Source organism: Oenococcus oeni DSM 20252 = AWRIB129, from assembly GCF_000372485.1.
Classification (GTDB): domain Bacteria; phylum Bacillota; class Bacilli; order Lactobacillales; family Lactobacillaceae; genus Oenococcus; species Oenococcus oeni.
The window spans coordinates 60,851-84,480 of record NZ_AQVA01000004.1 but is presented as its reverse complement, the minus strand read 5'-3'; the positions used below and the strand labels follow the sequence as shown (position 1 = coordinate 84,480).

The window sequence follows — 23,630 nt, the reverse complement described above, 5'->3', positions numbered from 1 at the left end:
TGTTCAAGAACCGTATTAAATATTAACCAGTAAAGTCTGAATGAAATTTTCTAAATCAAGCGCTATTTGTTGGTCGAAACGATTAGTAATCGGCGAATCAATATCTAAAATACCAATTTTTTCGCCGTTTTTCCTTGTAATCGGCAGAGCTATTTCAGAATTGGAAGCTGGATCACAAGCTATGTGACCTGCAAATTGATGAACATCGGGAACAATTGTTAAAGTCTGTTTGGTAAAAGTCGTACCAACAACACCGCTATCCTGTTTAATCCGTGGAGTAGCCGATAAACCCTGGAAGGGACCAAGAACCAGATCGCCGCTTCCCTTTTCCAATAAATAAAAACCAGCCCAATTGATATCGGGAACGAACTGCATCAACACAGCCGCTGCATTGGCTAGATTTGCAATTTTGTCTTTTTCTGTCTCATGAGCTGCCAAAAATATCTTGCTAAGAGTTGTATCTGCTTTTAATTCTGTCATGTTTGAAAACCTCTTTTTTATTTAGACTCGTTGAATGCTGCGGACCGCCACGGTCAGGATCAAAATAATTGACTGCTTGATTAATAGCAGTTGGAGCTTCCCCAAAAGCAGTTGCGATTAAATCAGATTTGCCCGGATAAATACTGGCATCGCCGATAGCAAAGATTCCCGCTATCGATGTCATCTGCGCTTCATTGGTTAAAAAACCCTGATTAAACTGTTCAGGAAACTCTTCCCATTGATTAATCGTTCTTGATGAGGCCGTGAAACCAAATCCACCAATTAATCGATCAACTGATACTCTTTTTACAGCACCGTCCGGAACCGATTGAAGCTCGATCTCTAATTTTTCTTTTTTAGGACTAAGGCCGGTAATCTTCATTGGCGTCAAGAAATTCGTTCTCCTACTGTTCTTCAGTTTGGTAACCGACGATTCCATAGCGCGAAAATTATCACGCCGATGAATCAAACTAACGTGGCAATCATGGTCAATCAATTCAACTGCATAGTCGACAGCTGTATTGCCGCCGCCAACAACGGCGAAATCTTTATCGGCAACTTCGCTTAAACCCGGTAAAAGGTAGGTTAACATTCCCGACTGTTCGGCTTCACTGCTTCCGGGAACATCGATTTTACGTGGGCTGAAGGAACCGTTGCCACTGGCGATAATTACGGATTTCGCTAAAAAGGAAGCATGATGATTAATTTCTATTTCAAAGTGGGAAGCAATTTTCTTCAAATTCGTCACCTCGGAATTCAGAAAAGTTTTGCTATCAACCAAATCGGTCTGCAATTTTAATTCGTTAACAAGATCACGTCCAGAAATACCGAGAAAACCAGCAACATCAAGAATTGTTTTCTCTGGGTATAAGGCTGTAATCTGGCCGCCGATTCTGGGTGTTGCTTCAATTAGAGCTGTTTTTAATTCTCGAAGTCCAGCATAGAATTGTGCAAATAAGCCAGCCGGACCAGCACCGATAATTGCAATATCAAATATTTCATTATCCATTAATCGACCACCATCCTTTTTAATCGATCAGAAAAAGCGACTGTAATTTTCCACGGCGGAACTCCGGAATGTTTATGAAGATCGTAAAGAGTATTTTCATACTTTCCACTTTTTCCAATTAAAGTTACTTCTGTTCCAATCGGATATTCATGCGGCAAAGCCACCATCATTTGGTCCATCGCTATTTGACCGACCTGTCGACATTTTTGGCCATCAATTAAAAGCTGAAAATCCTGGTATTCCGCAAGCCAGCCGTCGCCATAGCCAATTGGAAGAGTACCGATCCAAGTATCCCTGCTTGTTACAAACTTCGATCCATAACTTATTCCTTCACCGGCAGGAATTTTTTTAACAAATGTTAAGGCAGATTTAAGTTCAAAAACCGGTTTTAGTTTATCAATCGGCCCCAATACACCTTCGGAAGGTTCAACACCATAAACAACTGTTCCGACACGGGCAATCGAATTGCATCCAGGTAATTCTTTTGAATGGTACATAGCAGCTCCGGAATTCATGACATGAACATAGCGTGGCATTATTAGTCCGTCAATTAGCTCATACCAACGATTTTTTTGCCTTTGAAAGTAATGATCGTCAGGATTGTCGGAACTGGCAAAATGAGTAAAAATTCCATCATAAGAGAAGTGATCGGAATGTTCCTGCAAAAATTCGATTTCATCCTTTAAATCTTTTTTTGAACGAACGCCAATCCGATTCATTCCGGTATCGACAGCCAAATTTACAGAAAGTTTTTCCTTACCGAGAATCTTATCGGCAGATTTTAACCAATCCAGTGAAGAGACAGTTGTTAAAAAATGGTACTTGGAAGCAATTGGTGCGTACTTGACATCAATTGGACCCAAGATCAAAATAAAATCATCAATTCCGGCTTGGCGAATCGCAATTCCCTCGTCAAGAACAGATACGGCCAAACCATCTACACCACATTCTCTGGCTATTTTAGATACCTGAAGCAGACCGTGGCCATATGCATTGGACTTAACAGCCAGCCAAAGCGTCTTGGCACCGGAGACCTGTTTGGTATATTGAACGTTATACGCTAATGATGATTTAGAAAATTCTATACGCGTTGATCGATGAATAGCTTCTACCATAAAGGCAATTATATAATGAAGCAAGTTTTTTCGGAGGCTTTATGCAAATTAAAAAGATATTAATAAATTTCAATATAAAAAGGGACAAAAAAATCAACTAATGGAAAAACAAGGAAGACCAGTAATCGCCAGCCAATTCGGAACAGGCAGGGTCCTTACCGACGCTATGACGATTCGTAGAAAAGTTTTCATGATTGAAGAAAATGTGAGTGAAAAAGACGAAATCGACGGCCGGGACGATCGCTGTCTGCACTATGTATTTTACGTAGATAATTGGTACCCTGTCAGCACAGCACGAATCTATTTGATTGGCAAAAACGTTTGGCATATCGGCCGCGTCGCTACTTTAAAAACTTTTCGTGGTCGTGGTTACGCCCGACAAATTTTAAAAAGAATTGAAAAAAATGCCGAGTCAAAAAATATAAAAAAACTTGAGTTGGAAGCTCAAGTTCATGCGATCTCTTTTTATGAAAGCCTTGGCTACGAAGCTTTTGGAAACATTTTTCTCGATGCAGGCATCCAACATCGGCGGATGGAAAAATTATTAAAATAGTATTAATTTAATCGTTTTCAAATCCACGATGATACTTATTTTGGAAGAGAGGACTCACACTGCCGTTTTCTTGAACTGCAGTAATTGCTTTGGCAAACAAATCATCAGCACTGACAATTTGCAGTTTATCGAATCTTTTAGATTCCGGAATGTCAATCGAATCAGTTACGATTACATGATCGAAATCGGATTTTTGCAAAAGTTTGGATGCATCGCCTGATAGTAATGCATGGCTGGCAACAACAATAATTTTTTTAGCGCCTTTGGCACGCAACAGTTTAGCACCTTCAACGATTGTGTGGCCGGTATCGATCATATCATCGATAATGATCGCCGTTTTACCAGAAACATCCCCAATCAGGTTCATGACCTCAACCGCATTTTTCTTGTCTACTGGGCGGCGTTTATCGATAACGGCATAGGAATCGGGCAGGCCCAAAAACTGGTTAAGTTCCCGAGCCCGGCGGACTCCTCCGTGATCTGGCGAAACAACAACCGCGTTATCCAAATCTACAATATGATGAGAAATCAGATAATCGGCCAGAATCGGTGCTCCCATTAAATGATCGACCGGTATATCAAAGAATCCCTGAATCTGCGAAGCATGCAAATCAAAAGCAATTACTCTGGTAACTCCGGCCTGTTCGAGATGATCGGCAATAACCCGAGCCGCAATCGATTCGCGGCTGCGAGCTTTTCGATCTTGGCGCGCATAACCGTAATAAGGCATAACGATATTGATCGCATGAGCAGAAGCACGTCGAAGCGCATCAACAGCAATGAAAAGTTCCATTATATTGTCATTGACACTTCCATGCGGAGAAGCCGAAGTCGGTGCAATCACAAAGACATTGTCTCCGCGCACTGAATTTGTAATATTTAAACGAATCTCTCCGTCGGCAAAGCGGTCTAAATTGACGTCGGCCAGCGGTTGGTGGAGACGCTTGGCAATTTTTTCAGCCAAAGGTCTATTAGCAGAAAGCGACATCAAGACCATATGATGTTCATTAGCAGTCATAAAATAAATTCCTCTGTCCTTAAGTATATCAGCCAATTAAATTGATAGAACTACATAGACTATAATGAAAGCATGGACGCAGAACTTCAAAACAAACTAAAAAAAGAGGCTGCCAGAAAGGCTGCCTCTTACGTTAAGAACGGGATGGTTGTTGGTCTCGGAAGTGGTTCAACTGTCAAAATGCTTGTTGACGAACTCGGTCGCCGCGTCAAAGAAGAGGACTTGCAGTTTACCGGGGTGGCAACCTCGATTTTTACGGCCCAGCAGGCAAAGTCTTTGGGTATTAAAATCGTTGATTTGGACATGGTCGACTCAATCGATTTAACAATTGACGGCGCCGATCAGGTAGATAGTAATTTCAACGGCATTAAAGGTGGGGGCGGTAATCTGCTCTGGGAAAAAATTGTTGCGATAAATTCAAAAAAAATCGTTTGGGTCGTTGATAAATCAAAAGTCGTCGATACGATTGGTGCCTTTCCACTGGCTGTTGATGTTATTCCTTTTGGAAGCCAACATGTCATGCAAAACTTCGATAAGGCAGGTTATGAGCCGGTTCTTCGTCTTGATAAAGAAGGAAAACCTTTCAAGACGGATTCCAATAATTTAATAATTGATTTGCACCTGCATAAGATCGAGGAACCAACCCAACTTGCCGATAATCTAATTCAGACGGTCGGCGTTGTCGAACATGGCTTGTTTTTAAACATGGTTAGCGAAGTTGTTGTCGGCAAAGAAGGACAACCGGAAATATTGGTCAACCCAAATATTGGTTAACTTTCCTAACATTTTCTTTTTTTATCAATAAACTTGTGTGATAATTACTTTCAACATGGGAAAGCAAGTTTATTTACATATATTTAATGCAAAAATTTTAGACGTCTTCAACCAGAGGTTTGAAGATACAGAACTTTGGATTGATAACGGCTCTATATATTTTCGTGGGAAGTCAAAAGATTTAACCGCAAAAAATAATTTCAACGCTGAAGGAAATTACATCGTTCCTGGTTTGATTGATGCCCATCTGCACATAGAATCATCTTTATTAGCGCAATCGGAATTAGCCAAATTAGAATCAAGACACGGTGTAACGAGCATTTTTGCTGATCCACACGAGATTGGTTCAGTATCGGGAGTTTCCGGTCTTTTTTATATGATTCAAGAAGCCAGAAATACACCTCTGCATATTCATTACATGCTGCCCAGTTCCGTCCCGGCAACTAATTTCGAACACGCCGGAGCGGTCTTACATGCCGATGCTTTAAAACCTTTTTATGGTTTTCCAGAAATTAACGGCCTGGCCGAAGTGATGGATTTTCCAGCTGTGGCAAATGGTGATCCCGATATGCTGGAAAAAATTAGAGATGCTCAAGCGGCTGGCCATCATGCTGATGGACACGGTGCCGGTTTAACTCGTGAACAACTGGCAGTCTACCGAGCAGTCGGTATCGATACCGATCATGAAAGCACTTCTGGAAAAGAGGCATTGGAGCGTATTCAAGCTGGTATGAAAGTTTTCATTCGCGAAGGAACAGTTGAACGCGATGAAAAATCAATTCTACCGGTCGTTCGTAAAAATAATCAATCATACTTTTCCTTCTGTACTGACGACAAATCGGCAATCGACATCCAAAAAGAAGGTTCGGTCGACAATAATGTTCGTCTGGCAATTTCCAAAGGAATTCCTGCAGAAAGAGCTTTTACAATGGCCAGTTATAATGCAGCTGTTGCCCAACACGTTAAAAACGTTGGAGCTCTGACTGATGGTTTTATTGCAGACCTTGTAATAATCTCTAATCTTGATAATTTCGTTACGGAAAAAGTCATGACTGAAGGAAATTGGGTCGATAAATTAGAATCAAAAGTCACAACCTTTACCAGCCCGGCAGTTAATGCCGAACTCTCATTAAACGATTTAAAATTACCATTGAAATCAGACAAAGCGCATGTAATCAATATTCAACCAGAACATATTACGACCAAGCATACGATTGAATCGGTTAACCGCGATCAACAGGGGAACTTTGTTGCCGATCAGGATTACGCCAAGATTATAGTTGCTGAACGTTACCATAACCTTGGACACGGTTTGGGAATTATTCACGGTTTCAACATGCAAGAAGGAGCAATTGGATCAACGATCGCTCATGATTCGCATAACATGATTATCGCCGGAGTCGACGATAAACCAATGATCATAGCTTATGATCGTCTAAAGAGAATGGGTGGAGGCATGATTCTGGTAGATAAAAACGGTTTTACCCGTGAACTGCCGCTTGAAATTGCCGGTCTCATGTCTGATAAGCCTTATCAAGAAGTAATTGCCAAACAAAAAAGCCTAAAAGGCGCCTTTGCCAAAATTTCAAAGGGAATTGATTTCGATCCATTTTTAACATTGTCATTTATGGCTCTGCCAGTTATTCCTAGTCTTAAAATTACCGATCAGGGATTATTTGATTTTGATCAGTTCAAATTTATTGATATAAATGCATGAAATCAATTAATTATGAGACCAATCAATTTTGTCTTGTTTAGCTAAAACGCGGTCAATTTCCAATAACTCATAATCGGAAAAAGTAAGATTATCGAGTGCTTTTATATTGTCCAGCAATTGCTCCGGACGACTTGCACCGATTAAAACACAGGCAATTTCAGGAATTCTTAAGTTCCAAGCGAGAGCCATTTCAGCCAGGCTTTGTTGTCGGACAGCTGCTATATGGTTTAATTTTTTGACAGTTTCAATTGTCGCCTTAACCTGTTTTTCCTGAAGGAAAGGACTGGAAGCTTTATCGGCTCGAGAATTTTTTGGAATGCCGTTTAAATATTTTTCCGTTAAAAGTCCCTGCGACAAAGAACTAAAACCAACAGCTGCCTTATGTTTTTCTTTTAGAATTGGGAATAAATCCTGTTCGGCCTGACGGTTAAACATGTTGTATCTCGGTTGTTCGATGATAAAAGGTGTCTTAAGATCTTCAAAAATTTCACAGATTTTTTTCGTCTGTTCGCCGTTATAATTGGAAATTCCAATATAGAGGGCTTTGCCTTCCCTTACCAACTGGTCCAAAGCAAGAGTTGTTTCTTCGAATGGTGTTTTTGGATCAGGACGATGAGAATAAAAAATATCAATATAATCAATACCCAAGCGTTTGAGACTTTGATCAGCACTGGCAATAATACTTTTTTTAGATCCCCAATTCCCATAGGGACCAGGCCACATATCATATCCGGCTTTACTGGCAATGATCATTTCATCTCGATAAGGTTTCATATCTTCTGAGATAATTCGACCAAAATTCTTTTCGGCACTCCCCGGAACTGGACCATAATTATTTGCCAAATCAAAATAAGTAATACCCAAGTCAAAAGCTTCATGGACAATAGATTTTTGATTCTCAAAAGAATCAACACTACCAAAATTGTGCCACAGGCCCAAGCCCAGTACCGAAAGTTCAAGGCCGCTGTTACCAACCCGTCTATAAAGCATTTTGTCATATCTATTGTTGGATGCCTGATACATAATGAAAATTATCCACTTCTTTTATTTTAAAAATGATTAATATTTTTCAATGAAAATTTTATCCCAACAACTAGGGTTCATAAATACCAATGTCGGCAACCGTCACTACTCCGGCAAATTTGCGACCAGTTTCACTAATTAAACCCAGTTTGTTATAGGACATTGTAACCGTTTCTGCGGCTTTCACAGCGGTTCCCATGATATTGCCATTATCGGCATTAAGACCGGTAGGCATATCGACAGCCATCACAGAAGCTGGACTATTATTAATAAAATCAACAATCCCGGCTATTTCGCCAGTTACATCCCTTGATAAACCAACCCCGAAAACAGCATCGACGATTGTCGTATATGAACTGAGATCATCTATATTTGAAACAAATGGAACGCCATAATTTTCGGCAATTTTTAATTGTATTCGACTATCCTTGGATATTTTTTCGCGATCGCCAAGCAGATAAATTTTTACCGGTACTTGTTTTAAATACAGCATTCGAGCGACAGCAATTCCGTCTCCGCCATTATTTCCGATTCCAGCAACAACAAGGACCTTTTTTAGATTAAAATTCCTGCTCTCCAACAGTCTTTGGCAAACTGCCAGAGCCGCCCGCTCCATTAAAACCGATGATGGAACACCAATTTTATTGATGGTATAGTCATCAAAGTTGTGTGCTTGTTTTGAAGAAATATAAATTGTTGTCATATTACCACCCAAGTTAACTTTATAACAAATAATAAAAAAACGAATAAATAATCAGCATTCATTCGTTTTTGTCACTCAAATATTAACAAATCTTTGGTATTGTTTAATCTTTGCTTCCGATAATTCCAGAACAATCTTTGTTCCCTTATCGTTGTATTCCTGATGCAAAACCTGGTTATTTTCAATTAATTCGCTGAGGACAGATCCTTGATCAAAAGGTATAAGCAGTTCGACTTTTTTTAAATCGGCAAAGAGCTTTTTATTCAACAAATCAATAAATGCTTCCAAGGACTTTTTATCCAGAGCACTGGCAATTAAATCCTCTCCACTACGTTCCGGATAACTCAATTTAGCCTTATCGGCTTTATTAAAAATTGTCACCATCGGAATTTGCTCGGCTCCGATTTGCCGGAGAGTCTTTGATGTTGTTGTCAACATATCCCGATAATGAGGATCGGAAACATCGACAATTTGGACAAGCAGGTCGGAATTGCTTGCCTCTTCCAAAGTAGATTGGAAACTTGCAACTAAATTATGCGGTAAATTTGAAATAAACCCAACTGTATCGGACAGCAAAAATTGTCTTTTATTGGGCAGACGAATTGATCGAACCGTTGAATCCAGCGTGGCAAATAACATATCTTTTTCAAAGACCTTTTTTTCTTCCGAATCATTGCCAATTTGAGAATATCGTTCTACGATTCGATTCATCCAAGTCGATTTCCCAGCATTGGTATAGCCAACCAAAGCAACTCTTTTCAGGCCGGAATTATCACGTCGCTTGCGTTGAACAGTTGAAGAGGACAACAAAGATTTTAATTCTGTTTTGATTTGTNAAATCTGTTCTTCGATTGTCCGTCGATTAAGTTCGAGTTTGGTTTCACCGGACCCACGACTGGTAAAAGAAGCTCCACCGGCTCCAGCCTGTTGATCGAGTTCATTGGCTAAAGAAGTATGCAGACGAGGTAGCTGATACTGTTTTTGAGCTAATCGAACCTGTAATTTGGCAATTTTTGTTTTTGCCCGGGCAGCAAAAATATCAAGAATCAAACCGGTCCGATCAACAACTCGAACGTCGGAAGCAATCATTTTTTCAAGATTTCTAATTTGAGTCGCTGTCAAATCATCATTTGAAATGACCAATCGGGCTTCTTTGGCATTTACAAGTTCCTTTAATTCTTCCACTTTGCCTTTGCCAAAATAAGTTGCCGCATTGGGTCGATCATATTTTTGCGTTAAAACATCTACAACCTCCAAATTATCAGCAACAGCAAGATTCTTGAATTCTTCAATCGCATAATCAAAATTCTGCGAATTTTTTTGATTTTCAATCGCAGTTAAAATGACTCTTTCTTTTGTTTTTTTCGTATCAAATAATTGAGCTGCCAAAAAACCTCCTAAAAATTAATCTAATCTTCCAAATACAACTTCTTTAATGCCAGATCTTTAAACGATTATCTTCATCTTGTCATTGAAGATATTTCTTGCTTTAACCAGTTGCGAAAAGCATCGGCGTCGATATCGGTGGCAACGGTTGCGTTTGTCCTGCCTTGATGATATGCAGCTCGAATGTCGGCAACTGTTTCTCCAATTGCTGGTCCATCGGTCGCAATATCAACCCATAATTTCTTGGAACTATAAAATTCAGGATGGAGTAAGTAAGCAACTGTATTCACATCGTGAATCGGCCAGCCGTCGGCATGCCAATCGTTATAGTGGGAGATCAAAGCGGCAAGCATTTTGCCAGACTCGTTTAGAGCAGCGACTTTTTGAATCCAATCTCGATCAACGAGCGCTTTTAAAGTTACATCCAAACCAATCATCGTAACTGACAGATTAGAGCTTAACAAAATCTTTGCCGCTTCCGGATCGGTAAAAACATTAAACTCGGCAGCACTTGTCATATTGCCGCCGGATAAGGAGCCACCCATTACAATTACACGTTCGATTTTAAGGACATCTTCCGGGTATTCACGATACCACAGAGCGAAATTCGTGTATGATCCGGTTAAAATTAAAGTAATTTTCTTTTCTGTTTTATTAAGAACGTCATGCCAAGCCTCGACAGCAGGCTGTTTAAGCAGATGGGAATTCCCTTCCGGAAAATCGTAACCCTCCATTCCTGATTCGCCGTGAATTCTGGCAGCATCTTCGAAAGCCTTGACCAAAGGTTGACTGGCCCCGGCTGCAAGAGGAACTTCAGAATTAAAAAAGTTGGCGATTTTCAATGCATTTTTAGTTGTCTTATCAACCGTTACATTCCCGGCAACAGTCGTGATCAGTTCAACTTGACAATTTTTATTGTTTAAAAGAACTGACAAAGCAACTGCATCATCGATGCCGGGATCCATATCAATAATTACTTTCATAATAATTTAAGTATAAAGAAAAAATAAAATTTTAGCTTTAACTCAGATTTCATCGTATTTTTCTAGAATGGCTTCAACTATCAAATCCGGGCTTTTTCGATCGGTAGTAATTTCAATATCGGCCAAGTCCCGGTAGATAAAGTTCTGTTTTATATAACGTTGCTTAAGCTCCGCAATTCTTTTAAGCAAGGGCCAACTGGCGTCACGATTAATTCTTTTTTCAATTGTCTTAAACTCTGCATTCAAAAAAACAATTGGTGCATCAACTGATTTTAAAATAGTTTGATTCAACTTTTTAATCGGCGCACCTCCACCGGTTGATAAAATAACGTTTTGATTGATCGCTTTTTTCAAAGCAACTGTTTCCATTTTTCGAAAATGCTCTTCACCAACTTCTGTGAAAATATCATTAATCGACTGCTTGTTTTCTTGGACGATCAGAGCATCCAAATCCAACTGAGGAATAGCAAGTTTTTCAGCAAGCAAACGACCAATTGTTGTTTTCCCGCTTCCCATAAAACCAATTAAAATTAATTTGGCCATTTTTAATTACCTCGAATAATTTTCCTGGACTGACAGCTTACTAAAATAAAAATCATGAAACGAACTTCATTCGATAATATTGATTTTCATCCCTTCATATCGGGATTATTCAACAAATAATCAAGATCCCTAAAAAAGTTTGGATAAGAAATTTTAATTGCTTCCGGATTATTTAAAGTAATTGTTTTTGAAGTATCAACCAATAAAGCCGCGACAGCCAGCATCATACCGATTCGATGATCACCGTGTGTAGCCAAGTTATTTTCCGGGATTTGTAATTTTGGACATCCGTCAATTACCATTCCGTCGCTCTTTTCCTGAATTCGAGCCCCTAATTTTTTTAGTTCAGCTGCCACCACTGAGATTCGATAGGTTTCCTTGACTCGCAATTCTCCCGCACCGGAAATAATCGTCCGCCCTTTAGCAAGACTCGCAGCAAGAGTCAGAATTGGTAATTCATCAATGACATTCGGAATTTCTTTAGAAGTAATTTCGACAGCGTGTAAATTAGAAGAATGGACAATAATGTCTCCATAAGCTTCGGCTTCATTTGAAGTTTTTTTAACCTCGATGTTGGCATTCATTCGTTTTAAAACAGAAATAATACCGATACGCGTTGGATTCAAACCAACTTTTTTGAGGCAGATACAACTGTTTGGCAAAAGGCTCGCAGCGACCATAAAAAAGGCTGCCGAAGAAATATCTCCAGGAATCGAGATCGTCCGACCCGAAAGTTTCGGCCTTGGCATAACAGTTATACATAATCCATTTGTTTTAATGTCGGCTCCAAAATCGTTCAACATTATTTCCAAGTGATTGCGTGTTGCTTCTTTTTCAAAAATTATCGAAGGCTCGTCAGCTTGCAAGGCAGAAAAAATCAAAGCGCTTTTAACCTGGGCACTGGCAATCGGTAAATGATAATCAAAGGCCTTAAGGCTCGGATGGCCAATCACCGTGATCGGGAGAGTACCATTCCCGGTAAGCGAGAATTCTCCTCCAACTTCAGTGATTGGATTCGTGACCCGGTACATTGGCCGCTTACTTAAAGAAGCATCTCCAACCAAACAGGTATTGAAACTCTGTCCAGCCAACAAGCCGAGAAGCAATCTGGTTGTCGTGCCAGAGTTTCCCATATTCAGAGGTTTTTTTGGGTCCTTAAAAGCATCTAAACCAGAACCATAAACAATTAAATCCCGACCGTATTTTTTAATTTCAACACCCAAATCCAAAAAAGCATTTAAAGTAGAAAGACAGTCAGTGGAGTTGGAGAAATTTTTTATCCGGCTAATTCCCCGACTAATCGAAGCTACCATAATTGATCGATGGGAAATACTTTTGTCGCCAGGTAACAGCAGGCTGCCGTTCAGCCCCTGAAATTGTTTTGTTTTAAGATTTTTCATCACTTGATCAATTCCTTTGCTTGAATTTTATAAACACTCCACAACATATTCACTTGATATTTTTTTTGAATAACTTCGGTTTTTCTAAACTGAACATTTTTCAAGTTTGTAATTACATAGCGTGCATTCTTTAGTCGATAATCGCGATATGCAGAATATTTGCTGGAAGAAAACCGGACAATTGTCGTTTGCTTTTTTTCATTTAGATAAGCATTTAGAAGACTCTCGGTTGCTGGGTGAATAAAAGTTTGATTAACTGAATATTCTTGATTTTCTATTAGAGCCAGATCCGAAAGCGGGTAGATAAAACCATCGATTAATTTCAGTTCTGTTAAAAAACGATAATGAATATCAGCCCAATCGGAGTGGATTTTTTTTGACTTGAAAGCGACCGGCAAAAGTAATAAATCATCACAATATTCGGCCAAATGTCTGAAAATTGTTTCAAAACTATCATGAAGAATAATCGAAATATCTCCATCTCCTGTTCGCTGCTGAGAAAAATAATAAGCCGCTGAGCAACTATCAGTTTCCTTGGGACCAAGAGTGTGAATTTTTATGAGCCTTTCCAATTTAATATTCCTTAATTTCTTTGCGGTAGCTATAAAGCTGCTCTTTCAAACGAGTAAAACTGGAGGAGTCAAAAGTATCCAAAATTATTTTTGCTAACTCGATCGCTACGACCGACTCAATAACGATCGAAGCCGCAGTAATCGCGGTTACATCGGAGCGTTCGACATTGGCATGATTCTCGGTTTTGTTATCTATATCGACGCTATGAAGAGGCTTATACTGGGTCGGAATCGGCTTCATTGCAGCGTTGATGATAAGCGGCATTCCATTAGTCATTCCTCCTTCAAAACCGCCTAAGTGATCGCTATTACGATACCAGCCTTGTTTCTCATCCTAAAAGATTTGGTCCATAACTTCCTTGCCGGTTTTAGAAGAATTAGCGAAAGCATCGCCGATTTCAACGCCTTTGAATGCATTGACACCCATGACCACGGAGGCCAATTTTGCATCCAATTTCTCGTTGCAGCTCGTATAACTTCCTAGGCCAGCAGGCAAATTATTGGCAACCACTCGGATAATCCCACCAAGAGTGCCGCCATCTTTTTTTGTTTGATCGATTAATTTATGGACAGCATCGACATTTTCACTATCGATTACCTGTAAATCGTTTTTGACGACAAGTTCATTTATTTCATTGGCAGCCAAGCAATTTTTCTTATCAAGATTAATTGGACCAATCTGACGGACATAACCAATAATTTGGATATCAAGCTGTTCAAGAAGCTGAATACAAATCGCCCCAATTGCCACCCGTATGGCTGTTTCACGAGCTGAAGACCGTTCCAATACATTCCTTAAATCCCGGTGACGGTATTTCATGCCACCGACCAAATCAGCATGACCTGGACGAGGAAACTTAACCTGTCGTGAAGAGCTCTCACTTTCATCGTCTCCGAATGGATCCATAATTTTTAGCCAATTATTGTGATCGTAGTTTTTAATCGTTAGAGAAATCGGTGATCCTAATGTCAGGCCGTGACGAACACCAGCGGTAATACCGGCTTCGTCCTTTTCAATGCGTTGGCGGTTTCCTCGGCCGTATCCTTGCTGACGCATATGCAGCTTCCTATTGATTTCTTCAATCGATAATTTTAATCCGGCTGGAATCCCTTCGATAATCCCTGATAATTCTTTTCCATGGGATTCGCCGGCAGTTAAATAAATCATATTAAGCTCTTCCTTTCTTCAAATTCTTTTGTACTTCTCTTGAACTCTTTAGAATAATGTCAAAAATTTCTTGATAATATTCAATGTTCTCCTGATCGGGAATTTCCTTAAGCAAATGATTCTTGATTTCTTTTTCTCTGTTTTTATCAAAAATTTCCTGGCCCGTTTTTTGTTTTTTGAGACCAATTTTTTTCACAATTAATAAACGTCGATGAAGCAGTTTGATCAGAAAAAAATTAATTATATTAATCTGTCGGCGCTCTTTTTTTAAATTAGTTTTCAACATATTTTGTCTCCAGTTTCAATGAGTTTTCTTTTTTTGTATAAGCAGCAAAACTAATAAAAATAGAAATAATCAAATTCAATAAAGCCGTCACGACAATACTTCGCATCGTGAGAACAATGCTGATTCTCGATAAAATACCAGTTACTAAAGGAACCGAAAAAGTCGCTAAGCTGCCGAGAGTGAAAAAAATCGCAGTCGCACGGCCTTTCATCCCCGGAAAAAGACTAACCAAAAGATTCAGAGCAACTTGCATAACTCCTCCGGCTGCTGTAAAACCAAAAACAAAAGCCGATAAATGCACGAGAATATCACTGCTGTTAAAAGCAATTAAAATCAAAGAAAAGCAAGCAAAAAAACTGAGTAGAACTATTAAGTGGGTATTTTTAATCAAAGCATTTTTGACGACGGTAAAAATGGCAATGACCCCAACAATTGAACCGAGACTATAAAGCGACAACAACAAGTGGGAAGATACTTTTGTCATATCAAGTTCTTTCCCGGCGAAAATACTTACCCATTGAGTAAAGTGAATCATGATCGCCATTGAACTGTAGCCATAAAGAGCTAGAGAACAAAGCAGAAAAAATTGGCGATTGCTCATCTGATTTAACTTCAGGTGAAAGTTTTCTTTACTTGAAAAAGATTGGTCGGAAAATTCAATTGGCAACAAAAGGATGAAATTAATAAACAGAATAGCTGCAGCGATCATAAAATTTATTCCAAACCATAATTGCAGTTTTTCAACATATACAACAGAAATAGGAAGGACAAATTCGCCCATTGACATAACCGCTTTAATCAAAATACTTGGGGCGGTGCTCTTTTTGTCAATTTCCAAAAAAATCGGATATGTGGAAGCATTCAAAGCCGAATTAGCGACCCCGGCTAAAATAATCAGCAAATAGGCAAGGTGAAAATCTTTGATGAAGGGTGTCATTATAAAAAATAACAAATAAGATAACATTCCGGCGTAAAGGACCGGCTTACGGCCAATCCTGTCAGAAAAAGAACCCAAGATATAGTAGGCTGAAATTCTGCCGATGCCTACGGCAGAAATCGTATAAGATACTGTCGATAAGGGTGTATTCCATGACTTGCTAAAAGCAAACATATTCTGGGTAAGTATCAGTAAACCCAACCCATGCACAAAATAATTCGTGTATAAAATAAACATTACTTTTCTTCTGAGCGATTTGGAAATCATTGATTTTAATCCTTTTTAAATTTATTTGGTAAACAAAAAACAGCCAGATTTTTTAAAATCCAGCTGTTTTACAATTAAAATCAAAAATTTGTTACAATATCTAAAATAATTTCGTCATACCAACTGGAATTAATCAAACATCTAGCTGGTTGAAAAAAATATCATGACTACCAACTTTAGATGCGAGCAACAAGAGTGTTCGCACCAAAGTTGGAGCGAACACTATCTAAACAAATAGTCATAATAAAATGATGTAACAACGAATGATTTTAAGATCATAATAAATTCCTTTCCGAATGAATTAAGTTGTATATATTAAAACAAGACAGTAAACAAAAGTCAACTTTTTTATTAAAAGAGTTAAGCATTAACACTAGTTTTTTATATTGGCAGAACGGACAAACTTTAGTTCATAAGATAGCCATCTAAAGAATCCTGACAAAAACTCCTTCTTATCTCATTGCCGTCTCTACTTCTTCAAAAGTCGGAATCGACGGCAAAGCACCAGCTTTTTGAACCGTTAGAGAGGAGCTGCGAGTTGCCCAAGTTAGCGCATCGGTCAAATTGCTTAAATCCGGTTTCAAGTTAGCAGTAAAAGATCCAATAAAAGTATCGCCGGCGGCCGTTGTATCAACAGCTTTCACTTTAAAGCTTGGGATTATGCCTTCTTGTTGACCAAACTTATAAAAAGATCCGTGTTCGCCAAGTGTAATCAAAGTATTTTTAACACCAAGTTTTTCAAAAGAAAGAGCTGCATTGTTTAAAGATTCTTTTGTAAATTGAACCTTCTGATCAATCAAAACCTGTGCTTCACTTTCATTTGGTGTGACAAAATCAGAAATACTTAATAATTTTGGATCGATCTTTTGAGCTGGCGCCGCATTTAAAATAGTTAAAACATCTTTCCTTTTAGCGATCTCAAAAGCTTCAACGGCGGCAGTGACCGGTGTTTCAAATTGGGTAATAATAGCATCCGCCGATTCAATCAAACTGCTTGCAGCCCGAACATCTTCGACACTAACCTGCATGTTTGCCCCACCATAAACAAGAATCGTATTATTCCCATCGGCTTCGAGCATAATATAGGCCGAACCGGTTGGGACTTTTTTGTAACTATGTGTGATACATCGATTTTATTATCAGACAGGGTTTGTTTCATAAAACGGCCATTAGCATCATTGCCAACGGCACCGATAAAGCTAACATCAGCTCCCTGCCTGGCTGCAGCGACTGCTTGATTTGCTCCCTTACCTCCTGGGGCGCTTGTCAATCCGTTCAGGTGAATCGTCTCGCCTCTTTCTGGTAACTTATTTAAATGTTGAATTGTGTCGACATTTAAGGACCCAAGGACAACAATTTTTTTGGCTTCTTTTTTGATGACTCTTTCCTCCAACAAAGTAGGATCGTCTGTGAAAACAATCTCGCTTTAAATTATGTAGATAAAAATAATATCGTCAAAACGACTTATGGATAAATATAATTTAAGTATAATAAATTTTATCAACAGCCCTTAAAAGATGCTGATAAAATTAAATTTCCTTCGTCGAGTTGCGAATGACCAACTCGACATCGACAGCTCTGACCTGCTGTTTCAGTTTCGAATCGGAAATCCTGTTTTCCAACATTTCCAAAGCATATTTGGCCAACAAAGAAATTGGCTGTCTGACTGTTGTTAATTTTGGATTCATAAATTCTGCATAATCGGTATCATCGTAACCGACCAAAGAATAATTCCCCGGAACTTCCAGATCCTGGTCATAGATTCCGCCAAGTACTCCGATTGCTAATTCATCACTTAACGTAAAAATAGCCGTTGGCTTAAAAGAAACAATATCCGGGACGGTTTTTTGGCCGCCGTGTTTACTGAATTTGGCTTCGAGAATTTGAATATCATCTGTGACAATTCCTAAATCCCGACATTTTTCAACAAATCCATTCAAACGAAGATTTATATTATAAGTCATTGATTCTTTGTCGGGAACAACAACACTAAATCTGCGATGGCCGAGTTTGCACAAATACTGTGCAACCAATTGCCCGCCATGAAAGTCGTCAGTTGCAATAAAATCGGAGTCTTTGGTGCTGTTTTGATCCAAAACGATATAAGGAATCCAGTTTTCCCTTAAAAGGTCGTTGACCTTGGAGCTTTCCTCGACTGCAACAGCCACAATCAAACCATCGACCCCTTGAGCGATCAAACCTTCGATTGCCGAATAGAGTTGACTGCGGTCCCCATCAAGACCAATCATAATGACATGAGTTTTTGAGTCAGAGTAATTTTCAATTAACTGCAGAAATTCGCTAAAAAAAGGGTTAGAAATTGTCGGAACCAAAACTCCAATTGTTTTATCGGTTTTATTGCTAAGATTTCTCGCCGCAGAATTGGGAACATAATGCAGTTGATCACGAAAAGCCAAAACTTTTTTGATGTTTTTTTCCGAAAAACGAGATCCCTTGCCATTTAGGATTTGACTGACGGTGGTTGTCGATAAACCGGTTTTTTCGGCAAGCTCTTTGATTGTCACTTTCTTGTTCATAAAGCAAGTATAAGGAAAAATATTATTTTCTTAAAACGTTTACAACAAATTTTATTTAGAAATTACCCAGGATGAGCGTTGACTAATATCTTTCAATTTCGGTATTTATTAAGTCTGTTTTTAATCAATAGTTTTTTGTTTTTGAAAACAGAGGAAAAATTAGCAAAAAAACAGAATTAACAATAGCCAGATTAGAGCGCCAGGAATACAATTAATAGCCTTTCCGTTATAATAGAATTTAATTAAGGTTTTATTAAGAGGTTGAAATGATTGTTAGGATGCCAAGATATTTGAAAAAGACCGGAATCATTGCGGCCGTAATTTTCCTTTTGCTGCTGATTTCAGTGGGTATTAAACTTGGAATTGTTATCGGCATTGATAAATGGTTAACAGCCTCCTTGGGAAATAACAGTTTTTCTCTTGGAGACACAATTATGACAATCGTGTCAGCGCTTGGTTCACCTTTAGCGACCTTCATTTATGCAGTCGTGATTGCCGGCTTACTTTATTTTTCTAATTTACGCATTCCGGCAATTTGGGTCCTTGCCACTTATATTAGTGGATTAGCAATTGGCGAGATCTTAAAAGTTGCGGTTGGTCGTGCTCGGCCAACCGGACATTTGGCCTCCGGATACGCTTTTCCTTCAAATCATGCACTAACGACCTTTATTGTAATTACAATTATTTTCGTGCTGATTTTGCCAAATCTTTCTTCCAGTCGGCTGCAAATTTGGTTTGGTTGGGGAACAGCAACATTTGGTTTATTGCTATTAGAAGCAGTTATTTATCTCCAAGATCATTATTTGAGCGACGTAATTGCCGGTGCAACATTGGGAATTGTTTGGGTAACTCTTTGGGTTTGGCTTTATGAAAAATATGCCAGAACTTTACACGATAAAATTCCGGCATTAAAATATGACGCAGTATAAAAAAGGAAATGTCAAACAAAGATATTTCCTTTTTTATTTCGTAAGAGTATTATTCTTAATTTGATTAACAAGCCAAATAAAATCATTAATTGTATAAATCCCGGAAAACCAATCTTTTGCTGAATTATTCCAGTAATTGATCGGGTCGGTATGGTTGCTTCCGCCCAAATACTTACTGACATCATCATGCGTCCAGATAGTTTTACGCTGGCTGGCGGCTCCCAGATGATAATGATTCAGCTGATCGGCTGCGAATTTAGCAGCATTCAATTGTTCGCGGGCAAATTCGTCTTTTGAATGAACTTCTACCTGCTCAATTTGAATAAAACGTGGATTGGCGATCGCTCCAGCTCCCCAACATTGATAATCTGTATCGGCAACACCGATTAAACTGTTTCCGTCTACAAAATTATGGACAAAAGCTGTCCGCCAATTTTTGTACATATATGTAATTTCACTGGTGATCGTCGACCTTGGATTGGCGGTCTCATGAATTACAATTCCTTCCGGACGAGCCTTGCCGTAACGATAATTATTTTTCGGCAGCATTGTACTTTTGCTCAACCAATTTTGTTCGGCTGCTGGTTTCCAGCCCTTATTTTTAACACCATCCCGAATATACCTAAGTACTGAATTATTCGGTGTGTCGGCCTTGGCTTTACCGTTAATAAAGAAAAAAGTAGCCAAAATCGCAGTTAATAAACAAAATAAAAACTTCATTCCCTTCATAAAAATCCTCCTAATTATTGATACGGATTTTTTTAAAAGATTTGAAGCTTTATTTGTTTAACTTCAATTGTGGTAATACAACCTTGAAAATTGTTCCCTTTGGAGAATTATCGGAAACCGATATTTTGCCCTGAAAGGCGTTAACAATCCATTTAGCAATCGACAAACCCAGACCGGTTCCACCAGTACTGCGGTTTCCGGATTTTTCTTCCCGATAAAAACGATCGAAAACATGTTTTTTTGCTTCAGCAGAAATTCCCCGGCCGTTATCGGCCACTTCAATAACAAGATTGTTTTTTTCTCTGCGAGCCTTAATTTTGATTAAATCTTTTGCCTCTGTATATTTCAATGCGTTATCAAGCAAAATAACGATCAATTGATGAACTCGTCGGGTATCAATAACCATTTTGCCTTTTATATCGATTTCTTCAGCAAATTTCCTTTTTTTGGATGCAGCAATCTCGGAATATGGTTCGATAACTTCTTTGATGAAGTTCTCAATATCAACCATTTTTGGATCAAGTTGCGTCATATTCGATCCGGTCCTCGCCAAGGTCAGCATATCGGAGGTCAATTGATTCAAACGCCGGACCTCGGAAAGTGAAACTACAATATTTTCAGATACATCCGCAACAGATGAAGTTGGTTTTCTAAGCAACCCCTCCATTTTATTTTGAATAATCGTCAACGGGGTTCTTAACTCATGAGCGGCATTATTAACAAATTCCTGTTGTTGTTTCCAAGACTGAAGGATCGGTCGCATAACTCGAAGAGTAACCAGCCAACTCACAACCAGCGAAAACATTCCGGCAAACATCAAAGTCCAAAATAGGACCGAGCGAAATGAATCCATGTTGGATCGTTCTGTATCGAAATTATAAACAACCGCTGCATATTTGGCCGTCCCAAGGATCGTATTGGCTCCATAAATCAGAAAAATCGGCTTCTTTAATTTGATAAGGCGAACTCTAAAATATGAACCGGATAATTTAATAGTTTGGATGTTGTTCAATTCTCCGGAAATTTTCTTATAAAGATTTTCGTAGGTCCAAATTCGTAAACCGAGTGAATAAGAATTAACGATTTTTCCACTCTTACTGTAATAAATCGTGTCCTGTCCGGAAACATTCGACTTGAGCAAACTACCTTCTTGTGGGGAACTGGCGCTTGGCGTTCCTCCAACAGTTGTCGACCCCTGCCCCTGTCCAACGAGACCGGGAATCATCAATTGTTTTGAACCGCTTCTAAAGCTTTTTTGAATTCGTAATACCATTGAATTCAAAATTTGATCGGCATTGCGTTGAACGGTCCGAGTATAAGTGAAATAAATGTAACTGCCAACAAAAGAAAAAATCATCAGAAACCCAATCGCTTCCAACAGAAATAATTTTATATATTGTTTAGAATTAATTTTAGTTTTGCTCATCAGATTCGAGAATGAAACCAACGTTTCTTAAGGTCTTGATTAAATCATTTTTACCAACCGACTCCAATTTACGTCGAAGATTATTTAGATAAATATTAACAACACTAGTCGTCGTATCGGAATCAAGGCCCCATACACGATCGAAAATCTGGTCTTTGGTAATAATAATGTTCTTATTTTTAGCAAGATAAACCAAAATATCATACTCCTTGCCGACTAATTGGACATTTTGGTTTCCAACAGTGACGGTTCGATTTGAAAGATGAATTTTTAAATTTCCGATATTAATTTCTTTTTCTTCGGTATCAATACCGGCGCGACGCAACAGGGCTTCTACTCGAGCCAATAACTCTTCTCGATGAAAAGGCTTAGTTAGATAATCATCGGCTCCCACCTCAAAGCCTTTAACCTTGTCATCAACCGAATCCTTGGCAGTCAAAATCAAAACCGGAGTTTCAATATGAGCGTCGCGCATTTCTTTAATAATGTCCAAGCCATTCATTTCAGGAAGCATTAAATCAGAGACTATTAAATCATAAGGGGCTTCTACTGCTTCATATTCGCCATCAGAGCCGTTAAAGACCTGTTTGACCTCCGCAATTTCCGAAAGCATCGCTGTGATATCATCGTTTAAAATTTTGTCATCTTCAATCAATAGAATTTTTACCGAACTATTTGCCATAATATGTAGAATTCTGCCTTTCTCTAATTAAACCAAGATTAATTCTGTCTTTATTCTACACGCAGAGCAAATAAAAACGCCTTTGGGGTGGCGTTTTTTGGGATTAATTATTATGAAGAGAGTTTTTAATTTATTTGGAAGGGATATTTTATTATTGGAGAGTTGTTCGTCGGGATTTGTTTTTAACAACTTGTCCTTTGGAACAGTTTTAATTATTCAATTGACAGATTAAAAGAAAATAAAAGAGAGATAAAACGAAGATAAAGTTAATTTATGTATAAAAAGAAAAAGAAAGAGGTTGATTTCATTATAAAACTGAATCATTTGAATAAAAAAAGAAGGACTAGACCTTCTTTTTATTCTTCTTTGCTCGAATCCAAACCTGCTTGCGTGGACTTCCCAACGTTGTAATCATCAGGACTTAGATTTTCGACTTGGCCCAGACGATATCCGTTTCCAACCTGACTAAAGAAGTCATGATTTGCAGTCGAAGTCGAAATGCCGTTCATCACAACCGGATTAACATCTTCTGCGCCATCGGCAAACATCGGTTCAAGCCCCAAATTCATTAAAGCCTTGTTGCCATTGTAGCGAAGAAAAATCATTACATCGTCGAACCAATCAATTTCGTCGTAAAGCTGGTGAGTATATTTTTCCTCGTTGTCGTAAAGATCGTAAAGCAGATCATAGGCCCAGGAATTCAAATCCTTTTGCTCCTGCTCGGTTAGTTCTTTGTAGGCAAGTTGAAATTTATAACCGATGTAGGTTCCGTGGACTGATTCGTCACGAATGATTAGTTTGATAATTTCAGCGACATTTGCCATTTTATTATGTCCAACAAAATAAAGAGGAGTATAAAAACCTGAATAAAACAAGAAAGTTTCAAGGAAAACAGAAGCGATCTTCCTTTTGAGCGGGTCTGGATCATGATAAACAGAATTAATTTTATTGGCCTTATATTGCAATTGCTCATTCTTTGAGGCCCAATCAAAAATCTCATCAATCTCAGCAGGTGTGTCCAATGTTTCAAAGATACTTGAGTAACTTTTTGCATGAACCGATTCCATGAACTTAATGTTATTTAAAACAGCCCGTTCATGGGGTGTAACGGCTGCATCCAACAAGCTGGCCATCCCATCCTGGCTTTGCAGGGTATCCAACATTGTCAAACCACCAAAAACATGGTCGTAAAGTTTATGTTCGACCGGTCCCAAAGAACGCCAATCTTTCATGTCGTTTGAAATCGGAATTCGTGTGTCAAGCCAAAACTGTTCGGTTAATTTTTCCCAAGTTGCTTTATCAATTGGATCGATGACTTTGTTCCAATTGATCGCATCATAATGTGTAAATTGATTTTTCTTATCTGCCATTATTACCCTCTTTTGTTTTATAC

The 23,630-nt window shown here is 38.7% G+C and carries 22 protein-coding genes and 2 pseudogenes; 4 read left to right on the top strand and 20 right to left on the bottom strand.

The annotated features are described in order from the left end of the window. Positions 1-15: 15 nt before the first annotated feature. The 3 genes from A3G9_RS0103965 to alr are packed head-to-tail and all read right to left on the bottom strand — an operon-like array spanning position 16 to position 2,604. The gene (locus tag A3G9_RS0103965; RefSeq protein WP_002817423.1) at positions 16-480 is read right to left on the bottom strand and encodes a GAF domain-containing protein; all 465 of its coding nucleotides are present in this window, start codon (positions 478-480) and stop codon (positions 16-18) included. Then, the gene (locus tag A3G9_RS0103960) at positions 449-1,489 is read right to left on the bottom strand and encodes an NAD(P)/FAD-dependent oxidoreductase (RefSeq protein ID WP_002821253.1); all 1,041 of its coding nucleotides are present in this window, start codon (positions 1,487-1,489) and stop codon (positions 449-451) included. The genes A3G9_RS0103965 and A3G9_RS0103960 overlap by 32 nt, the downstream gene beginning before the upstream one ends. After that, entirely contained in the window at positions 1,489-2,604 is a 1,116-nt protein-coding gene (gene alr, locus A3G9_RS0103955) for an alanine racemase (protein WP_002818076.1), read from the bottom strand. Before alr ends, A3G9_RS0103960 begins: the two co-directional genes overlap by 1 nt. A gap of 100 nt (positions 2,605-2,704) precedes the next feature. On the opposite strand from alr, the gene A3G9_RS0103950 reads away from it, so the two are divergent. Then, a complete protein-coding gene (locus tag A3G9_RS0103950; protein ID WP_002817420.1) occupies positions 2,705-3,157 on the top strand; it encodes a GNAT family N-acetyltransferase in 453 nt (150 codons plus the stop codon). Positions 3,158-3,164: 7 nt separating this feature from the next. Here the strand turns inward: A3G9_RS0103950 and A3G9_RS0103945 are convergent, their stop codons facing one another. Continuing rightward, complete coding sequence (locus A3G9_RS0103945) at positions 3,165-4,175, bottom strand: ribose-phosphate diphosphokinase (RefSeq protein ID WP_002818074.1); 1,011 nt, start codon at positions 4,173-4,175, stop codon at positions 3,165-3,167. A 72-nt stretch (positions 4,176-4,247) separates the two neighbouring features. Here A3G9_RS0103945 and rpiA point away from each other — a divergent pair, with 72 nt between their 5' ends. Continuing rightward, positions 4,248-4,949, top strand: a complete 702-nt coding sequence (rpiA, locus tag A3G9_RS0103940) for a ribose-5-phosphate isomerase RpiA (RefSeq protein ID WP_002817418.1) — start codon at positions 4,248-4,250, stop codon at positions 4,947-4,949. A 55-nt stretch (positions 4,950-5,004) separates the two neighbouring features. Beyond that, complete coding sequence (gene ade / locus A3G9_RS0103935) at positions 5,005-6,666, top strand: adenine deaminase (RefSeq protein WP_002821252.1); 1,662 nt, start codon at positions 5,005-5,007, stop codon at positions 6,664-6,666. A 6-nt stretch (positions 6,667-6,672) separates the two neighbouring features. Here the strand turns inward: ade and A3G9_RS0103930 are convergent, their stop codons facing one another. From A3G9_RS0103930 to rbsR, 12 genes and pseudogenes are all read right to left on the bottom strand, one after another. After that, positions 6,673-7,689 (bottom strand): aldo/keto reductase, encoded by a 1,017-nt coding sequence (locus tag A3G9_RS0103930; protein ID WP_002818072.1) that lies wholly within the window; start codon positions 7,687-7,689, stop codon positions 6,673-6,675. A 70-nt stretch (positions 7,690-7,759) separates the two neighbouring features. Beyond that, positions 7,760-8,392 carry an NAD(P)H-hydrate epimerase gene (locus tag A3G9_RS0103925; RefSeq protein ID WP_002818071.1) on the bottom strand — a complete coding sequence of 211 codons (633 nt, stop codon included), beginning with the start codon at positions 8,390-8,392 and terminating at the stop codon, positions 7,760-7,762. A 75-nt stretch (positions 8,393-8,467) separates the two neighbouring features. Then, positions 8,468-9,781 (bottom strand): GTPase HflX, encoded by a 1,314-nt coding sequence (gene hflX, locus A3G9_RS0103920; RefSeq protein WP_018025243.1) that lies wholly within the window; start codon positions 9,779-9,781, stop codon positions 8,468-8,470. A 71-nt stretch (positions 9,782-9,852) separates the two neighbouring features. Then, positions 9,853-10,761, bottom strand: a complete 909-nt coding sequence (gene rihC, locus A3G9_RS0103915) for a ribonucleoside hydrolase RihC (protein ID WP_002817413.1) — start codon at positions 10,759-10,761, stop codon at positions 9,853-9,855. A gap of 42 nt (positions 10,762-10,803) precedes the next feature. Beyond that, the gene (locus tag A3G9_RS0103910) at positions 10,804-11,304 is read right to left on the bottom strand and encodes a shikimate kinase (protein WP_002818069.1); all 501 of its coding nucleotides are present in this window, start codon (positions 11,302-11,304) and stop codon (positions 10,804-10,806) included. An 86-nt stretch (positions 11,305-11,390) separates the two neighbouring features. Further along, positions 11,391-12,704: a 3-phosphoshikimate 1-carboxyvinyltransferase gene (aroA, locus tag A3G9_RS0103905; protein ID WP_002821251.1), complete on the bottom strand. Its 1,314-nt coding sequence runs from the start codon at positions 12,702-12,704 to the stop codon at positions 11,391-11,393. Then, complete coding sequence (locus A3G9_RS0103900; protein WP_002821250.1) at positions 12,704-13,276, bottom strand: hypothetical protein; 573 nt, start codon at positions 13,274-13,276, stop codon at positions 12,704-12,706. The genes aroA and A3G9_RS0103900 overlap by 1 nt, the downstream gene beginning before the upstream one ends. Position 13,277: 1 nt before the next feature. Continuing rightward, positions 13,278-14,444: pseudogene (gene aroC / locus A3G9_RS0103890) on the bottom strand (chorismate synthase). Between the two features lies 1 nt (position 14,445). Continuing rightward, positions 14,446-14,730 (bottom strand): chorismate mutase, encoded by a 285-nt coding sequence (locus A3G9_RS0103885; RefSeq protein ID WP_002817406.1) that lies wholly within the window; start codon positions 14,728-14,730, stop codon positions 14,446-14,448. Continuing rightward, positions 14,717-15,934 carry an MFS transporter gene (locus tag A3G9_RS0103880; RefSeq protein WP_002820705.1) on the bottom strand — a complete coding sequence of 406 codons (1,218 nt, stop codon included), beginning with the start codon at positions 15,932-15,934 and terminating at the stop codon, positions 14,717-14,719. The genes A3G9_RS0103885 and A3G9_RS0103880 overlap by 14 nt, the downstream gene beginning before the upstream one ends. Positions 15,935-16,386: 452 nt before the next feature. Further along, positions 16,387-17,327 (bottom strand): annotated as a pseudogene (gene rbsK, locus A3G9_RS01000000109490) (ribokinase). Between the two features lie 136 nt (positions 17,328-17,463). After that, the gene (gene rbsR / locus A3G9_RS0103870) at positions 17,464-18,471 is read right to left on the bottom strand and encodes a ribose utilization transcriptional repressor RbsR (RefSeq protein WP_002818059.1); all 1,008 of its coding nucleotides are present in this window, start codon (positions 18,469-18,471) and stop codon (positions 17,464-17,466) included. 266 nt (positions 18,472-18,737) lie between these two features. On the opposite strand from rbsR, the gene A3G9_RS0103865 reads away from it, so the two are divergent. Beyond that, positions 18,738-19,400 (top strand): phosphatase PAP2 family protein, encoded by a 663-nt coding sequence (locus A3G9_RS0103865; protein ID WP_002818058.1) that lies wholly within the window; start codon positions 18,738-18,740, stop codon positions 19,398-19,400. A 33-nt stretch (positions 19,401-19,433) separates the two neighbouring features. On the opposite strand, the gene A3G9_RS0103860 is transcribed toward A3G9_RS0103865, so the two are convergent. The 4 genes from A3G9_RS0103860 to nrdF all read right to left on the bottom strand — a co-directional run bounded on the left by A3G9_RS0103860 (position 19,434) and on the right by nrdF (position 23,607). Continuing rightward, positions 19,434-20,129: a peptidoglycan recognition protein family protein gene (locus A3G9_RS0103860; RefSeq protein ID WP_002816672.1), complete on the bottom strand. Its 696-nt coding sequence runs from the start codon at positions 20,127-20,129 to the stop codon at positions 19,434-19,436. A gap of 49 nt (positions 20,130-20,178) precedes the next feature. After that, positions 20,179-21,555 (bottom strand): sensor histidine kinase, encoded by a 1,377-nt coding sequence (locus A3G9_RS0103855; protein ID WP_002818057.1) that lies wholly within the window; start codon positions 21,553-21,555, stop codon positions 20,179-20,181. Beyond that, positions 21,542-22,237, bottom strand: coding sequence for a response regulator transcription factor (locus tag A3G9_RS0103850; protein WP_002821248.1), 696 nt, complete (start codon positions 22,235-22,237; stop codon positions 21,542-21,544). The genes A3G9_RS0103855 and A3G9_RS0103850 overlap by 14 nt, the downstream gene beginning before the upstream one ends. Before the next feature lie 356 nt (positions 22,238-22,593). Beyond that, positions 22,594-23,607: a class 1b ribonucleoside-diphosphate reductase subunit beta gene (gene nrdF / locus A3G9_RS0103845; protein WP_002818053.1), complete on the bottom strand. Its 1,014-nt coding sequence runs from the start codon at positions 23,605-23,607 to the stop codon at positions 22,594-22,596. Between the last annotated feature and the right edge of the window lie 23 nt (positions 23,608-23,630).

Coding starts and splice junctions, on each gene's coding strand:
- A3G9_RS0103965 (WP_002817423.1), bottom strand. CDS start 480: ATGACAGAATTAAAAGCAGATACAACTCTTAGCAAGATATTTTTGGCA.
- A3G9_RS0103860 (WP_002816672.1), bottom strand. CDS start 20,129: ATGAAGGGAATGAAGTTTTTATTTTGTTTATTAACTGCGATTTTGGCT.
- A3G9_RS0103930 (WP_002818072.1), bottom strand. CDS start 7,689: ATGTATCAGGCATCCAACAATAGATATGACAAAATGCTTTATAGACGG.
- rbsR (WP_002818059.1), bottom strand. CDS start 18,471: ATGAACAAGAAAGTGACAATCAAAGAGCTTGCCGAAAAAACCGGTTTA.
- alr (WP_002818076.1), bottom strand. CDS start 2,604: ATGGTAGAAGCTATTCATCGATCAACGCGTATAGAATTTTCTAAATCA.
- A3G9_RS0103950 (WP_002817420.1), top strand. CDS start 2,705: ATGGAAAAACAAGGAAGACCAGTAATCGCCAGCCAATTCGGAACAGGC.
- A3G9_RS0103925 (WP_002818071.1), bottom strand. CDS start 8,392: ATGACAACAATTTATATTTCTTCAAAACAAGCACACAACTTTGATGAC.
- ade (WP_002821252.1), top strand. CDS start 5,005: ATGGGAAAGCAAGTTTATTTACATATATTTAATGCAAAAATTTTAGAC.
- A3G9_RS0103880 (WP_002820705.1), bottom strand. CDS start 15,934: ATGATTTCCAAATCGCTCAGAAGAAAAGTAATGTTTATTTTATACACG.
- rpiA (WP_002817418.1), top strand. CDS start 4,248: ATGGACGCAGAACTTCAAAACAAACTAAAAAAAGAGGCTGCCAGAAAG.
- A3G9_RS0103910 (WP_002818069.1), bottom strand. CDS start 11,304: ATGGCCAAATTAATTTTAATTGGTTTTATGGGAAGCGGGAAAACAACA.
- A3G9_RS0103850 (WP_002821248.1), bottom strand. CDS start 22,237: ATGGCAAATAGTTCGGTAAAAATTCTATTGATTGAAGATGACAAAATT.
- nrdF (WP_002818053.1), bottom strand. CDS start 23,607: ATGGCAGATAAGAAAAATCAATTTACACATTATGATGCGATCAATTGG.
- aroA (WP_002821251.1), bottom strand. CDS start 12,704: ATGAAAAATCTTAAAACAAAACAATTTCAGGGGCTGAACGGCAGCCTG.
- A3G9_RS0103855 (WP_002818057.1), bottom strand. CDS start 21,555: ATGAGCAAAACTAAAATTAATTCTAAACAATATATAAAATTATTTCTG.
- A3G9_RS0103885 (WP_002817406.1), bottom strand. CDS start 14,730: ATGTTGAAAACTAATTTAAAAAAAGAGCGCCGACAGATTAATATAATT.
- A3G9_RS0103945 (WP_002818074.1), bottom strand. CDS start 4,175: ATGACTGCTAATGAACATCATATGGTCTTGATGTCGCTTTCTGCTAAT.
- A3G9_RS0103865 (WP_002818058.1), top strand. CDS start 18,738: ATGATTGTTAGGATGCCAAGATATTTGAAAAAGACCGGAATCATTGCG.
- rihC (WP_002817413.1), bottom strand. CDS start 10,761: ATGAAAGTAATTATTGATATGGATCCCGGCATCGATGATGCAGTTGCT.
- A3G9_RS0103960 (WP_002821253.1), bottom strand. CDS start 1,489: ATGGATAATGAAATATTTGATATTGCAATTATCGGTGCTGGTCCGGCT.